The sequence below is a fragment of the Shewanella sp. GD04112 genome, assembly GCF_029835735.1.
Classification (GTDB): Bacteria; Pseudomonadota; Gammaproteobacteria; order Enterobacterales; family Shewanellaceae; genus Shewanella.
Genome location: NZ_JAOEAL010000001.1, coordinates 4,723,260 through 4,737,179 on the forward strand (window position 1 = coordinate 4,723,260; position 13,920 = coordinate 4,737,179).

9 protein-coding genes are annotated in these 13,920 nt (G+C 49.8%); 6 read left to right on the forward strand and 3 right to left on the reverse strand.

All coding sequences use genetic code 11. From position 1 onward, the window contains the following. Positions 1 to 8: 8 nt before the first annotated feature. Positions 9 to 4,889, reverse strand: coding sequence for a PAS domain S-box protein (locus N7386_RS20735; protein ID WP_347815255.1), 4,881 nt, complete (start codon positions 4,887 to 4,889; stop codon positions 9 to 11). Between the two features lie 368 nt (positions 4,890 to 5,257). Here N7386_RS20735 and ompR point away from each other — a divergent pair, with 368 nt between their 5' ends. The 3 genes from ompR to N7386_RS20750 all read left to right on the forward strand — a co-directional run bounded on the left by ompR (position 5,258) and on the right by N7386_RS20750 (position 9,432). After that, the gene (gene ompR, locus N7386_RS20740; RefSeq protein WP_279770780.1) at positions 5,258 to 5,983 is read left to right on the forward strand and encodes a two-component system response regulator OmpR; all 726 of its coding nucleotides are present in this window, start codon (positions 5,258 to 5,260) and stop codon (positions 5,981 to 5,983) included. A 39-nt stretch (positions 5,984 to 6,022) separates the two neighbouring features. Next, positions 6,023 to 7,339 carry a two-component system sensor histidine kinase EnvZ gene (gene envZ / locus N7386_RS20745; RefSeq protein WP_279770782.1) on the forward strand — a complete coding sequence of 439 codons (1,317 nt, stop codon included), beginning with the start codon at positions 6,023 to 6,025 and terminating at the stop codon, positions 7,337 to 7,339. Between the two features lie 116 nt (positions 7,340 to 7,455). After that, entirely contained in the window at positions 7,456 to 9,432 is a 1,977-nt protein-coding gene (locus N7386_RS20750) for a methyl-accepting chemotaxis protein (protein WP_279770784.1), read from the forward strand. Positions 9,433 to 9,488: 56 nt separating this feature from the next. Here N7386_RS20750 and N7386_RS20755 read toward each other — a convergent pair whose 3' ends face one another. Both N7386_RS20755 and N7386_RS20760 read right to left on the reverse strand, forming a co-directional pair. Then, positions 9,489 to 9,962 (reverse strand): peroxiredoxin, encoded by a 474-nt coding sequence (locus tag N7386_RS20755; protein WP_011624535.1) that lies wholly within the window; start codon positions 9,960 to 9,962, stop codon positions 9,489 to 9,491. Between the two features lie 248 nt (positions 9,963 to 10,210). After that, the gene (locus N7386_RS20760; RefSeq protein ID WP_279770788.1) at positions 10,211 to 11,155 is read right to left on the reverse strand and encodes a choice-of-anchor H family protein; all 945 of its coding nucleotides are present in this window, start codon (positions 11,153 to 11,155) and stop codon (positions 10,211 to 10,213) included. A gap of 358 nt (positions 11,156 to 11,513) precedes the next feature. Here N7386_RS20760 and N7386_RS20765 point away from each other — a divergent pair, with 358 nt between their 5' ends. The 3 genes from N7386_RS20765 to N7386_RS20775 are packed head-to-tail and all read left to right on the forward strand — an operon-like array spanning position 11,514 to position 13,858. Then, on the forward strand, positions 11,514 to 11,816 hold the full coding sequence (locus N7386_RS20765) for a PepSY domain-containing protein (protein WP_011624537.1): 303 nt from the start codon (positions 11,514 to 11,516) through the stop codon (positions 11,814 to 11,816). A 1-nt stretch (position 11,817) separates the two neighbouring features. Continuing rightward, positions 11,818 to 12,501 carry a response regulator transcription factor gene (locus tag N7386_RS20770; protein ID WP_126512159.1) on the forward strand — a complete coding sequence of 228 codons (684 nt, stop codon included), beginning with the start codon at positions 11,818 to 11,820 and terminating at the stop codon, positions 12,499 to 12,501. Next, positions 12,494 to 13,858, forward strand: a complete 1,365-nt coding sequence (locus tag N7386_RS20775; protein ID WP_279770791.1) for an ATP-binding protein — start codon at positions 12,494 to 12,496, stop codon at positions 13,856 to 13,858. Before N7386_RS20770 ends, N7386_RS20775 begins: the two co-directional genes overlap by 8 nt. Positions 13,859 to 13,920: the final 62 nt, after the last annotated feature.

A 13,920-nucleotide genomic window follows, 5' to 3' on the forward strand; every position in this document is an offset into this window, starting at 1 on the left:
ATACTGCACTAGGCATTCTCCAACATCATCGCACGCAATGTCTCTAAGGCTTGTATAAAGGCAAGGGATTGCACTTGTCCATTTAGCTCAGTCCATTGTGGGTGCTGTGAGAGCGGTTTTGCGAGTTTATCAACAAGAGTCACGGCTTCTAAATTATTTTCCTGTAAGAGGGAGGCCAAGTTATCCAACTCGGCTCGAACACTTTGTATATCCACAACACCGTTTGCAGGCTCGCTCGATTGTGGCTGTTTTAACTGTGTCTTGGGTAAAAAGCCAGAAAGCTGCTCAATACTTTGATTAATTAAGGACTCCAGTGTATCCGTCCAGCATTTTATTTCCAGCAGCTCTAGGCCTTCTTGTTTAAATTGTTTTTCTAAAAATGCTGCATGCACAGCTAAACGCCTCGCGCCAAAGTTGCTGGCAATGCCTTTAATCGCATGGCTAATCGCCGCTGTGGTGGCGTAATCAAAGGTTTTTGTCGATTGCTTGAACAAGCTTAGCTGTTTGATCATTTCAGGGGCAAAACTGCTCGCCATTTTCTCGAAAAATACTTGGTTGCCGCCAAAGCGGCGCAGGATCAAGCGAATATCGTCGAGCAGGGTTTCGCCTTCGAGATTATGCTGAGCGTCAAGATGCATTGACTCAGACTCTGCGAACTGTGCCGCATCACGCCCCACCAGCCGTAGAATATTTGGCAATAACTGCTGCATATCTATGGGTTTGCTCACGTGGGCATTCATGCCCGCCTCGAGGCATTCCTGTTTATCCGCCTGCGAGGCATTGGCCGTCATCGCCAGGATAGGCAACTGGTCAAAGCGGCCATCTGCGCGGATCCGCCGCGTGGCTTCTAGGCCATCAATATCCGGCATTTGCATATCCATAATCACGGCATCAAACATATCGCCGCTGTCTAATACTTGGGTAACCCCTTCAATGCCGCCTTCGGCCAGCACAACGGTTGCGCCCTCGTAGGTGAGCAGCTCGTCAATCACCTCACGGTTTAATTGATTATCTTCAACCACTAACAGCGTGAGCCCCGCCAAGAGTCTTTGTGAGCGCGGTTTAGGATTGGCGTCCATGGTCTTGCCTTCGATGGCGTTGAGCACGGCTTCGGCCAGAATTTGTGAAGTCACAGGTTTAGTTAAAAAGTTCACAAAAGGCACGTTGTTGATATGCTGACTCTCGGCTATCACTTCATGGCCGTATGCCGTTAACATCACCACCAGCGGGGTATAACTACCGGTTCCAGCATTTTTCAGCATCTCGGCGGTTTGTAAACCATCGATATCCGGCATGCGCCAATCCATCAATACCACATCAAATTGCTGAGCATTGGCAGTGGCTTGTTTCACTTTTTCAATGGCTTGATAACCACCCGAGGCGGTTTCAACCACACAGCCGTAATCGCTGAGGATTTTCGATAGGATCTCAGTCGTGATCTGATTGTCATCAACAACCAAAATACGATAACCGCTCAAATCGGCGCGTGGGTTAGCCTCCACTTCCATCACCGGGAAGGTCAAATCAAACCAGAAACGGCTGCCCACACCGACCTTACTGGTCACTTGCAGTTGGCCGCCCATTAATTCGACGAGACGTTTACTAATCGCAAGCCCAAGCCCTGTACCGCCGAAACGGCGTGAAGTGGAGGACTCAGCCTGCTCAAATCCAGTGAAAATCCGCTCGATTTGCTCCTCGCTGATGCCAATACCGCTGTCGACAATCGAAAACTGCACAGTAACGCTCTCCGCCTCGTGGCGTAGACATTCCAACCCGACAATCACTTGTCCGTGTGGGGTAAATTTGAGGGCATTACCAGCAAGGTTGATCAAAATCTGCTGCAACCTTAACTGATCGGCGAGCAGCCACGCAGGCAGCGCTGAGTCGAGATCGAACATCACTTCGACATCGCTATTGCCATGATTGGCCGACAGTACCACGGCGAGATCCCGCATCAGCAATTCAATCGAGCAAGGATGAAGGTCGAGCTTCAACTTACCCGCATCAATTTTTGAGAAGTCTAAAATATCATTTAACAGCCCAAGCAATGATTTAGCGGCCGTTTGCGCCTTAGTCACATAGCCCTGCTGCTGCACCGAGAGGGCGGTATATTGCATTAGCTGCAACATCCCCAACACGGCATTCATGGGAGTGCGGATTTCATGGCTCATATTGGCAAGGAACGCCGACTTAGCGGCATTGGCGGTATCCGCCTCCTGCTTGGCAGTTCTGAGTGTTTTTTCTAACTGACGCTGGGCGGTGATGTCGATATTGATGCCGATGACCCGAATCACATGGCCCAGCCTATCCCGTTCGATTTTAGCGGCGGCCTGCACATACCTAACCTCGCCGTCCGTTGTTAGGATCCTAAAAATCGGCTCATAGGGTTCATCATGCTCGACCGCGCGTTTAAGCGTTTCTTCGGCCTCGATTACATCATCAGGGTGCACTCGCATCCGCCAATGTTCATAGCTAAGCCCTTGCTGCTTTAGGCTTTCTGGCTGGTCATACATCGCAAACATGCGATCGTTCCACTGCAACGAGTTATCGAGCAAGTTCCAAGTCCAGATCCCGAGTTTAGCAACTTCGGCCGCCTTGCTTAGGTGGTTACTCGCCGTGAGTAAGGCTTCTTGCTGGGCCACAATTTGCGAGATATCCACCCCAATACCAAGGTATCCCAAAATGTCACCATCATTACCACGCATCGCCGTCACCGAGAGCGATATCGGGAATTGGCTACCGTCTTTACGCACATAGGTCCAAGTGCGGGTTTCGGAGCCATCTTCCCGCGCCTTATGCACAAACGTATCAAAGCCTTGAATTGTTTGGCCATACTCCTCAGAAAGCTCAGCCGCCCTTGCGGTTATTTCCTCGGGTATATGGAATGGTGCTGGGGTGGTTTTACCTATGATCTCCTCGGCAGAATACCCCAGCATGCGCTCGGCGCCGCGGTTAAAGATGGTGATGATGCCCTGCGGATCGGCGGCAACAATCGACATTTCGGAGGCGGCATCCAGCACATTGGTCAGGAGTGTCGCAATCCGATTTTTTTCAATCTGTGCCAATTTACGTTCGGTAATATCGGTTTGCAGTGCCACAAAACGCTCGACTTGACCATGCGCATCGAATACTGAACCAATCACAGTATCGAACCATTTCAGCTGTTGATCTTTCCCTCGGTTACAGATTTCCCCATGCCAGGATTTTCCCGCCTTAATCTGTTCCCACATTGCCTTCCAAAACGCAGCATCATGCTCACCCGACTTAAGCACCGCGTGGGTCTTACCAACTAATTCTTCCCGCGCATAGCCACTGATCAAACAGAAGTGTTCATTCACATCTAAGATCACCCCGTCTAAATCGGTGACTGAGTAATGCAACTGTTGGTTGATGGTATCGAGCAGTGCCTGATTCTCGAGTAGAGCCTGCTGCAACGCATGGGTGCGCTTCGCGACTTGGCGCTCAAGACTGGCGTTGAGGTTAAGAATATGCCGCTCGGCATCCTGCTGCGCGGTGATATCCCGTATGGTTTGGCTCAAGCCAACAATGTCGCCATGTTCATCGTAAATGGGCAATGCTGTGGTCGAGGTCGACAGGTTACTGCCATCGGCGCGTTGATGGCGCGATACCCGGTTAAGCACAGTTTTTCCGGCTAGCACCTCGGCAAATAGTGCCTGTTCCTCCAGCACTATGCTGGGGGGGACAATCAACTCACAGCTCGGCAATCCCAAGGTTTCTGGCTCCGTATAGCCAAAGAGTCGCTCGGCACCTTGGTTCCAACTGGTGATATTTCCGGCGAGGTCATAGCTAATAATGCCATCGAGGGAGTGTTCCAACATGCTGGCGCGCCGTGCCTGCTCGGCTAACACTTGCTGCTTACGCTGTAAGCTCAAAGACCACATAGCAATCAAGGCCGCCAGCAACAGGCTAAACAGGCAGCCACTGAACAACACTAGACTCGGCTTATTTAAATGTAATGATTTGATAAATGCCGGATAAGCAATCACTTCAAACTGCCAATGCCGCCCAAAAATCGTCTTAGTGGACTTGTAGCTGTAATCCGATAACTCGCTTAAGTCGTTGGCGTGGGTTTCGAAGAAATTGATCGGCTGCTGCTCATCCGTCACATCGCTCAGCATCAGTTTGGTCATTTTCTGATGAAGAGATAAGCCCGTTAAGATTTCGGTCGTGACCAGCGGCGCATAGCTCCAGCCAAAGCCCTGAGCCAGCCGTTCTTCCGGAGTAGCGGGAACCATATTGGTACGATAAACGGGTAATAAAATAAGGAACGATTGAAGTGGCTTACCCGTGGCTTGCACTAAGGTAATAGGTGCTGAGATTTGCACCGCCCCCGACAACAAGGCACGGTCTGCGGCTTCTTTTCGATGGCTTTCGGAGGCAATATCTAAGCCGACTGCCGCCTTATTGCGGTCGAGCGGCTCAATGTATTCAATAAGATATTTTTCGCCCTCGTTTGGATTGAGCTGACGAATATGAAAGTCAGGCCAATCCATCGATTTAACCCGCGCTAAAAACTGCGCTTCGTTCTCTTTAGGGACACGCCTGATAAAACCAAAACCCCGAGCACCAGGGAACTCCTCATCCACATCCCGCGTCAGACTATAGTTGTAAAACATGGGGCGGCTGATATGGTCTTCACCCGCCGTGAGGATCATGCCTCTGGCGCCCCTCAAGCCATATTGGTAGAGGGCAATCCTATTGGTGACATTCTCACTGATCTGCTGCGCGCTCGCTTCGAGCGCCAAAGAAATGGTTTGCGAATTGATACGACTCACCTGCCAAGCGAGCACGGCACTAAAAAAAAGTCCCACGAGCAAGACGAAAAATCCCCACTTGGAGGCTTGCTTGTAACTCATCGACAGGGTCATATACACCTAATAATTGATAATCATAGAGTTATGATTCTGGACTAATCAAAATACTTTTGCCATAAAGCTGATAAGTTAACTCAACAAATGCATCAAAAGTCGCTAGTGCCAATTTAGTTACAATTTCAGTTACATACTAGATAAATGTGACGATTCCCATGCAATTTCATTTGCTTAGTATTAACATGAGTTGGCAATTAGCCGTATTCGGTCGACATTGACTCACATCATGAGCTAGTCGCTCAGATTGAATCCAGCTATATTAAGCACATTCTTGGCAGATTCGTTTTCAATTTCAGCCAGTTAATCTTTGTTGTATGACGGCATAAAGAATAAAAGCAATAATCCGAGCAATTTAAGGACATCCCATGGGACAAGAAACCTCGAAAATCCTCGTCGTCGATGATGATATGCGCCTACGAGCACTACTCGAGCGTTACCTGATGGAGCAAGGCTATCAGGTGCGCAGTGCGGCCAATGCTGAGCAGATGGACCGTTTATTGGAGCGTGAAAACTTCCACCTAATAGTGCTCGATTTGATGTTGCCCGGTGAAGATGGGCTATCCATCTGCCGTCGTCTGCGCCAACAGGGCAGTACCATTCCGATTGTGATGCTCACCGCCAAGGGCGATGAGGTCGACCGCATTATCGGCCTAGAACTCGGTGCCGATGATTACCTACCGAAACCCTTTAACCCGAGGGAATTATTGGCACGGATCAAAGCGGTCATGCGTCGCCAAATCCAAGATGTGCCCGGCGCACCCGCGCAGCAGGAAGCCGAAATTAGCTTTGGTGAGTTCTCCCTCGACTTAGCCACCCGTGAGATGTACCACGGCAGTGAGGCCATCGCACTCACCAGTGGCGAGTTTGCGGTATTAAAAGTGTTAGTGACTCATCCACGCGAGCCTTTATCTCGGGATAAACTGATGAACCTCGCCCGCGGCCGCGATTATTCGGCGCTAGAGCGCTCAATTGACGTACAGGTTTCGCGCCTGCGCCGATTGATTGAGAAGGATCCCGCTAACCCAAGATATATCCAAACAGTCTGGGGTCTTGGCTATGTGTTTGTGCCCGACGGCGCAGCCCGTCGATGAGCCATTCTTGCCTGAAGTCGCCAGTGCGTTGGCATCAAGATGAAACCTAAGTTTTGGTGGCGCTTTCTTCCCCGCAGCGCCTTTAGCCAAACCGTTATGCTGATTGGTTGCCTACTGTTGATCAATCAGCTGGTCTCCTATGTCACTGTGGCTGTGTATGTGTTAAAGCCCAGTTATCAACAAATTAACCAGTTAATTGCCCGTCAAATCAATTTGTTATTTGTCGATGGTATCGATATCGGCCGCGAACACTTAACCATAGTCGATGCGCTCAATGCCAAAGTCCGTGACGATGGCATGAAGGTCTACAACCAACAACAGGCCCGAGAGGCGGGAATCGAACAGGCCACCTACTACGGTTTTTGGTCATCGCAGATGTCGGAATACCTAGGTGGCGATGCTGAAGTTCGCGTCACCCACGGCACGGTATTACAAATTTGGATCCGCCCGCCGCAGGCGCCTTCGGTGTGGATTAAAGTGCCACTCATAGGGCAAAACGTTTCCGACCTGTCACCACTCACTTTGTACTTAATGGTGATCGGTGCACTCAGTGTCGCCGGTGGATGGTGGTTTGCCCGCCAGCAAAACAGGCCACTCAGACGCTTACAAAAGGCCGCAATAGCAGTTTCCCGCGGTGAGTTTCCCGAGCCCTTGCCGCTTAAAGGCTCCAGCGAACTGGTCGAAGTGACCAATGCCTTTAACCAGATGTCCCACAGCATGAAACAGCTAGAACAGGACAGAGCCCTGTTGATGGCGGGAATTTCCCACGATTTACGCACGCCACTGACGCGCATTCGTCTCGCCTCCGAGATGATGGTCGAAGAAGATCAATATCTTAAAGACGGCATCGTCAACGATATCGAAGATATGGACGCCATTATCAGCCAGTTTATTGCCTATATTCGCCAAGATCAGGAGGCGAGCCGCGAGCCCGGGCAAATCAATAAACTGATCCAAGATATTGCGCAGGCCGAAGCCAACCGCGACGGTGAAATTGAAGTCGTACTGAGCGATTGCCCCGAGACTCTGTTCCAAGGGCTGGCGATTAAGCGAGTGCTCAGCAATCTGGTCGAAAATGCCTTCCGATATGGTTCGGGCTGGGTGCGGATAAGCTCGCAATTTGATGGCAAGCGTATCGGTTTTAGCGTTGAGGATAATGGCCCCGGGATTGATGAATCACAAATTCCCAAACTGTTTCAGCCATTTACCCAAGGTGATATTGCGCGCGGTAGTGTTGGCTCGGGCCTAGGGCTCGCCATCATCAAACGGATTATCGACCGTCACCAAGGCCAAGTGACCTTATCTAACCGCACTGAGGGCGGCTTAAAAGCCCAAGTCTGGCTCCCCCTGGAATAAATCCTAAATTCAGAATGACAACGCTGACATTCAACTCGTGTTGTCATATTTATGTCACGCGAAATTCATAAACTCTAGGCAGTTAACTTCCTAAAGTTTCCAATGAAGATTGCATCATGAAGATTTCAACGCTGTCACTCTCAGCTTCGGCGCTGTTGTTACTGCTTGCTGGACTATTAGCAGCCGTGGTGCTGTGGAGCAGCGATCAAAGACAACAGATTGAGCAACAAACCCAAGTGCTCCAGGGCTTACAACAGGATTTTCTCGTGGGGGTACGCCGCGATCTCGATGGCTATTTAGCCAGCGGTAACGCGACCCAACTCGAAGAAGCCAAAGCCAAACTGAGCAAGATTAAAACTAAGCTCAGCGAACTCAACCTCGCCGCAGCGGGCAGTGCCGATGAGGAATTGCAAACTGGCCTGAGTCAATTCATTCAAGACTTAGATACCAAATACCGCGCCGCCGGTAAACTCGCGGGCAATCCAAGACAGCTACTGGCCCACGCCGAATCCGAAATGCTCGACTATAACCGCAGACTCGGCAGTTACGCCGACAGAGGTTTAGCCGTTAATGCCACTGTGGCCGAACAATATCTGCAATTAAGCCGCGACTTACCCAGCATTGTTTATCAGTTATCGCAGCTGACCGATGGCTATCTCATCGATAAAAATCAGCAGCTTAAAAATATTCTCGACAGCACCAGCAAAGAACTAAACCAGTGGCGCGACCAACTGAACGCCCTGCCGTTAATCGGCGTGTACGAGCAACAGGAAGCCGATGAATTTGCCCTTGGCGCAAGTGAGCCTGAGCAGATTGAAGTGGGTGAAAATGATCGCAGCGAGCTGTTAAGCCTAGCCAATCGATACAATAAAGAAGTTGCCAACACCCACCAACTGCTGCAAGCCAATCAGGAGATGCAAGAGCAGTTAATTCAAGCCATTAGCAGGGTTGAACAGCAACTTATCGCCCTAGGTGAGGCGCAGGCCGCCAAAAACCAACAACTCAAATATGAGTTGCAAATCATTCTTTATGCGATGGTTTCGATTATGGCGCTGTTTGCTATCGGCTATTTAATCCTGCAACAGAACCGCGTGGTAAAACCCCTTAAACGCCTCAATCAAGCCTTTATGCAATTAAGCGAGTCCAACAGTCGCGAACGCTTGGACATTAATCGCCGCTGCGAAACCGGCCAAATTGCAGGCCATTTCAATCAATTGCTACACAGATTCGAGCAAGAAGACGAACTCCAGCGCCAACAAATGACTAAGGTTTCTCAATCCTTAAGTCAGTTGGTCGCGCGCATTACTCAACTGTCGCAGCACACCGAACACACTCAGACCATAGTCGCCGACACTCAGTCGCAAACCGAGCATATCCGCAGCCTCGCCAATGAGGTCAGCCACACCTCGGCCCTTGTTGAACAAAGCGCGGCTGAAACCATGCGCCAAATGCAGTCGAGCCAAACCGAGGCCGAAGCAGTACTGAGTGCCACAGAACAAACCCAAACGGCGGTTGGCCTTTGCCATGCCTCGCTCGAAAGCCTGAATAACTCAGTGGCAGATGTAGCAAAAATCATTGATGTGATTGGCAATATTGCCGAGCAAACCAATCTATTGGCACTGAATGCCGCTATCGAAGCCGCCCGTGCGGGCGAGCAAGGCCGCGGCTTTGCCGTGGTCGCCGATGAGGTGCGAAGCCTGAGTCAACGCACTCAGGTGTCGTTAAATGAAATCGTGAAGATCCTGCATCAGCTCACCCAATCTAACCTCGCGCTAGGCGAAAGTGTTGATGGCATTGCCCAAGCGACCGACAGCCAAAAACAACGGGCACAGAGCCTATGGCATGTGGCACAAACCGTACAAAATCAAGCGAGTGAAATGGCCAATACCGCCAAGCAGGGTTCGCTTAACGCCAAAGAACAGGTCGATTACCTCGATGAGTTTGTTCGCAGCATGGATAACCTAAAAGACCAAGCGCAAACCAGTTCGCAGCAGAGTGAAGTGATTGCCCAAGAAGTACAGCAAAGCGTGGAAGATATCGAGACCAGTTTGGGCATAGCCGACACCAACACTGTATCTGCCCGAGCGGCTTAAGCTTGATACCAATAAAAATGGGAGCCTAGGCTCCCATTTTGTTTTTTAATCAGGCATTAAAGTGCCGCTAATACCACTTCGGCTTTACTCACCTCAAATGACTTAGGTGCTTCGACATTCAGTAAAGTCACCACGCCGTTATCGATGATCATCGCATAACGTTGTGAGCGCACACCGCCAAAGCCAGCGGTATCCATCTCGAGTCCCAGCGCCTTAGTAAAGCTGGCGTCACCATCGGCAAGCATCAGTAGCTCAGACGCATTTTGCGCTTCGCCCCAGGCTTTCATTACAAAGGCATCGTTTACCGATACACAGGCAATTAAATCAACGCCTTTAGCTTTAAACTGATCGGCCAGTACGACATAACCTGGCAAATGCGCTTCAGAACAGGTTGGTGTGAAAGCACCAGGCACTGCAAATAACACTACTTTTTTACCCGCGAACAGCTCGGTAACTTGATGATTTACCATGCCATCTTTAGTCAGTTGGCTTAGCGTCGCCGCTGGTAATGTTTGACCTTGAGCAATCATGTCTCTCTTCCTTTAGTTAACGTAACTTGCTCATACTAGCCCGAATCGGAAATGATAAACACAGAGAGAAAAAGGGGATTTGTAGCAGAGGGAGCAAAGTGCTGATAAATCGCATGGTTGCTTTTGTTACCCGCATTGCGAAATAAAAAGCAGCGTATCGATATACGCTGCTTTTTAGTGTGAGACATGCTGTTTACTCTAGGTAGGCGTGATGACTCTGTATAACCCTGTTGGGCTTACGTAAGAGTTTATTTCAGAGTATTAATCCATTTTGCACGCTTACGGGCTGCCACCAGCAATCCCAGACCAAGCAAGGCAAAGATTGACAATGCGCCGCCGCTTTCTTCCACCACAATCACTTCGTCAACACGGTCACGGTCGCTACTTTCCAGTGGCAAGGCATATAAGCCATCGGTGTCATCGGCGCTAATGGTGGCGACAATATCGCTATAACCCACTTCATAAACATCGATTAATACATCGTAGTGATCCGTTGGATAGCCAGTGTAGAGAGTCGTCAGCACTTCGTAATCGTCCTGCGTCGAGTCACCGTAAATGGTAAACACGTCCGTGGTGTAGTAATGCACCCAAGGGCCACCGTTACGGCTTAGGTACAATTCGGCAAACAGGTCGGCGCGTTCATTAAGATATGAGCCAAACACATCCACATCGAAGGTCACGCTGAAGGTTTGATAAAAACCATCGTAATCAAAGTCTTCAAACAAACGGCTGCTGGCATCAAAAATCGCAAAGCTGTGATACACGGGCGCACGGTAGGGGTCTTCACTGGCCGCACTCGAACTTGGGATAGGCTGGCTCGTGTGCTTAGCAATCACTTGTTCGCGGGTCATGGGGGTCGCGCCCATCAATTGCACGCGATGAGCACTCGGACTCTTTGGCGACAACGACGGCGCTAAAGATTTAACTGCGGCCGCAGCGGCTTCACCCACACTTTGAGCGGGCGCCGACTGCTGCAATAGGCTTAGGGCTTGTTTTTCTTGCTCTGTGGCCTGCTCGGCATCGGCTTTTCTCGCCATCCCAATACTGGCCGCGCTAAAGGGGGCCAAGTTTGACTCGTCGAAGGACTCTGCGCTCACCATGGCTGGCGCCAGTAATGCACCTGCCAATGCGATTGCCTTGATAAAGGTAGAGTGAGTTGTGCCTACGATACCTGATTGATTGAGTGTGCTCATCTTGAATACCCCATTGGATAATCCGTTCAAATTGGTGACATTAGAGGGCACTCAAGGTGAACATAAGCTGAACATTAAAAACCGTGATTTTGGGGATAAAAAGCCGTTCAGCCTCAATTCATCTGTTTTGGTTAACACTGCTAATATGTCACAGGATATGACTCCTGTTCTGTAAAGAGGTTCGATGGGGATTAACTCGATAAAATCCCACGAATCGCAGTGAATTTTAAAGGAATTGTGTTTACCAATTGGCTGATCTCTATGTGTTTGTTATGGTGATAAGGTATTCTTAGTCGACTCGATAAGCTATCCACCTAGCTACTCACTTAAGATCGCCGAACATGCGCGGGTAACAGATATGAAACTTGGTTTGACACTGACCCTAGTCGCTTGCTTATGCACCTCCTTTGGCAGCATGGCGGGCAATGATAAACACGATGATCGTAATCAATCGCGCGGCCAAGGTGTGAAGAATGAACAGCGCCGCCTTGTGGTCAACAGTCCAGATCAAGCCGTGGCGATGGCGCAACGTCAATATCGAGGAAAAGTGCTCAGCGTGCAGTCGAGTGGCTCAGGCTATAGAGTCAAAATCCTCAATAACGATGGCCAAGTTTTTTCTGTTTCGGTGGATGCCGCCACTGGGCGTGTTTCGAGGAATTAATATGCGACTCTTACTCGTTGAAGACGATTTAGCGCTTCAAGCCAACTTAAAACAGCACTTGCTCGATGCTCACTACAGCATAGATGTCGCCAGCGACGGTGAAGAAGGCCTGTATCAAGCCATTGAATATAATTATGATGCCGCGATTATCGATGTCGGTTTGCCTAAACTCGACGGCATAAGCCTTATTCGCCGCGTGCGCCAAAAAGAGCGCGCGTTCCCTATCCTGATTTTAACCGCGCGCGATAGCTGGCAGGATAAAGTCGAGGGCCTCGATGCGGGTGCCGACGACTATCTCACTAAGCCCTTTCATCCCGAGGAATTAGTGGCTCGGCTCAAAGCCTTGATACGCCGCTCGGCCGGTAAAGCCAGCCCAGTGATTACTAACGGCCCCTTTAGCTTAAATACCAGTAGCTTAGAAGTGCGCAAAGGGGATGAACTCGTCACTCTAAGCGGCTCTGAATACAAGCTATTTGAGATTTTTATGCTGCATCAGGGCGAAGTGAAATCGAAAACTGCGCTCACCGAACATATCTACGATCAGGATTTTGACCTCGACTCTAACGTTATCGAAGTCTTTATCCGCCGTTTACACAAAAAACTCGACCCAGATAACCAATACAATCTGATCGAAACCCTGCGCGGCCAAGGCTATCGTTTAAGAGTCATCTCCCCAGATGAGTAAGCGTGCGCTTGCCTGGCAGTTATTAAACTCCCTCAAAACTCGGCTCGTCCTCAGTGCGCTGCTGTTTATTTTGGTGCTGCTGCCGCTGATTGGGGTCGCCCTCAATGACGCCTTTGCCGAGCAAGTAAAAAGCGCCGCTAAAAACGAGCTAAGTGCCTATGTGTATTCGGTGTTAGCGGTGACTGAGGTTGAAAACAAACGGATTTTTATCCCCGAATTAGTGCTCGAAAACCGCTTTAACCTCATTCAATCAGGCCTCTATGCCATTGCCACCACAGAGAATGCCGAGCATCAGCAGAGCATAGTCTGGCATTCGCAGTCTTTTATGGGCATCACGCCGCCCGAGCATTTTACGATTCCTCCCACGGGCAAGAGTGCATTTGAGCAAATCGACCTCGATGGTGCGCCGCATCTTATCTACAGCTTTAGCGTCAGCTTTGCCAGCCTGAACGAAAACGTGCCTGTGACTATCCATATCATTAAGGATGAGTTGGAATTTCAACAGCAAATTGCCCAGTTTAATCAACAGCTTTGGACTTGGTTGTTGATCTTAATCTTAGTCATGCTGGTGTTTCAGTTGAGTTGGTTGATTTGGACCATTAGGCCGCTAGCGCGCTTTACCCAAGAACTTCACGATGTCGAACAGGGTAAATCGACCCAGCTCAGTAGCCAGTATCCCAGCGAGTTGCAGGAAGTCGCGCGGCAACTGAATATCCTGCTCAATACCGAGCAAACCCAGCGTAAACGCTATCGTAATGCCCTAGCCGATTTGGCCCATAGCCTCAAAACACCACTCGCTGTGATTAAGAGCCAAGCGGATTTAAGCGAGGCGTCGAGCGAGCAAGTGTCGAATATCAGTCGCATCATCAGCCATCAGCTTAAACGCGCCCAAACGGCAGCATCGGCATCATGGCACTTAGGGATTAAGGTGGATGAGGTTGGTGCCAAATTGCTGCGCACCTTAGCCAAGATTTATCGAGAACCACAGATAGATCTCAGTGGTGAAATGGCCCCACAGGCGGTATTTAAGGGCGATGAAGCCGATCTCACCGAAATTTTAGGCAACTTGCTCGATAATGCCTGTAAGGCCGCCAAGTCACAGGTAAAATTAACCGTCACAGGCAATGCCTATCAGTTACAGCTCTGTATTGAAGACGATGGTCCAGGGATCAGCGAAGCCCTGCAAACTCAAATATTTGAGCGTGGGATCCGCGCCGATTCCTACCGCCAAGGCAACGGCATTGGTCTAGCGATTGTCCGCGATTTAGTGGATAGCTATAACGGCCGCATTTCTGTATCCCGTTCAGAAAACTTAGGCGGCGCCAAGTTTACCGTTAACTTCACTCACTCGGCTTAATCTTTAATTTTTCATAAAGATAGTTAATTTTTAAGCTGAGAATGGCGCTGCAATACTCTTTT

What these genes read in the sequence shown, in the direction of transcription:
- N7386_RS20735 (WP_347815255.1), bottom strand. Translation starts at nt 4,889, where the DNA reads ATGACCCTGTCGATGAGTTACAAGCAAGCCTCCAAGTGGGGATTTTTC.
- ompR (WP_279770780.1), top strand. Translation starts at nt 5,258, where the DNA reads ATGGGACAAGAAACCTCGAAAATCCTCGTCGTCGATGATGATATGCGC.
- envZ (WP_279770782.1), top strand. Translation starts at nt 6,023, where the DNA reads ATGAAACCTAAGTTTTGGTGGCGCTTTCTTCCCCGCAGCGCCTTTAGC.
- N7386_RS20750 (WP_279770784.1), top strand. Translation starts at nt 7,456, where the DNA reads ATGAAGATTTCAACGCTGTCACTCTCAGCTTCGGCGCTGTTGTTACTG.
- N7386_RS20755 (WP_011624535.1), bottom strand. Translation starts at nt 9,962, where the DNA reads ATGATTGCTCAAGGTCAAACATTACCAGCGGCGACGCTAAGCCAACTG.
- N7386_RS20760 (WP_279770788.1), bottom strand. Translation starts at nt 11,155, where the DNA reads ATGAGCACACTCAATCAATCAGGTATCGTAGGCACAACTCACTCTACC.
- N7386_RS20765 (WP_011624537.1), top strand. Translation starts at nt 11,514, where the DNA reads ATGAAACTTGGTTTGACACTGACCCTAGTCGCTTGCTTATGCACCTCC.
- N7386_RS20770 (WP_126512159.1), top strand. Translation starts at nt 11,818, where the DNA reads ATGCGACTCTTACTCGTTGAAGACGATTTAGCGCTTCAAGCCAACTTA.
- N7386_RS20775 (WP_279770791.1), top strand. Translation starts at nt 12,494, where the DNA reads ATGAGTAAGCGTGCGCTTGCCTGGCAGTTATTAAACTCCCTCAAAACT.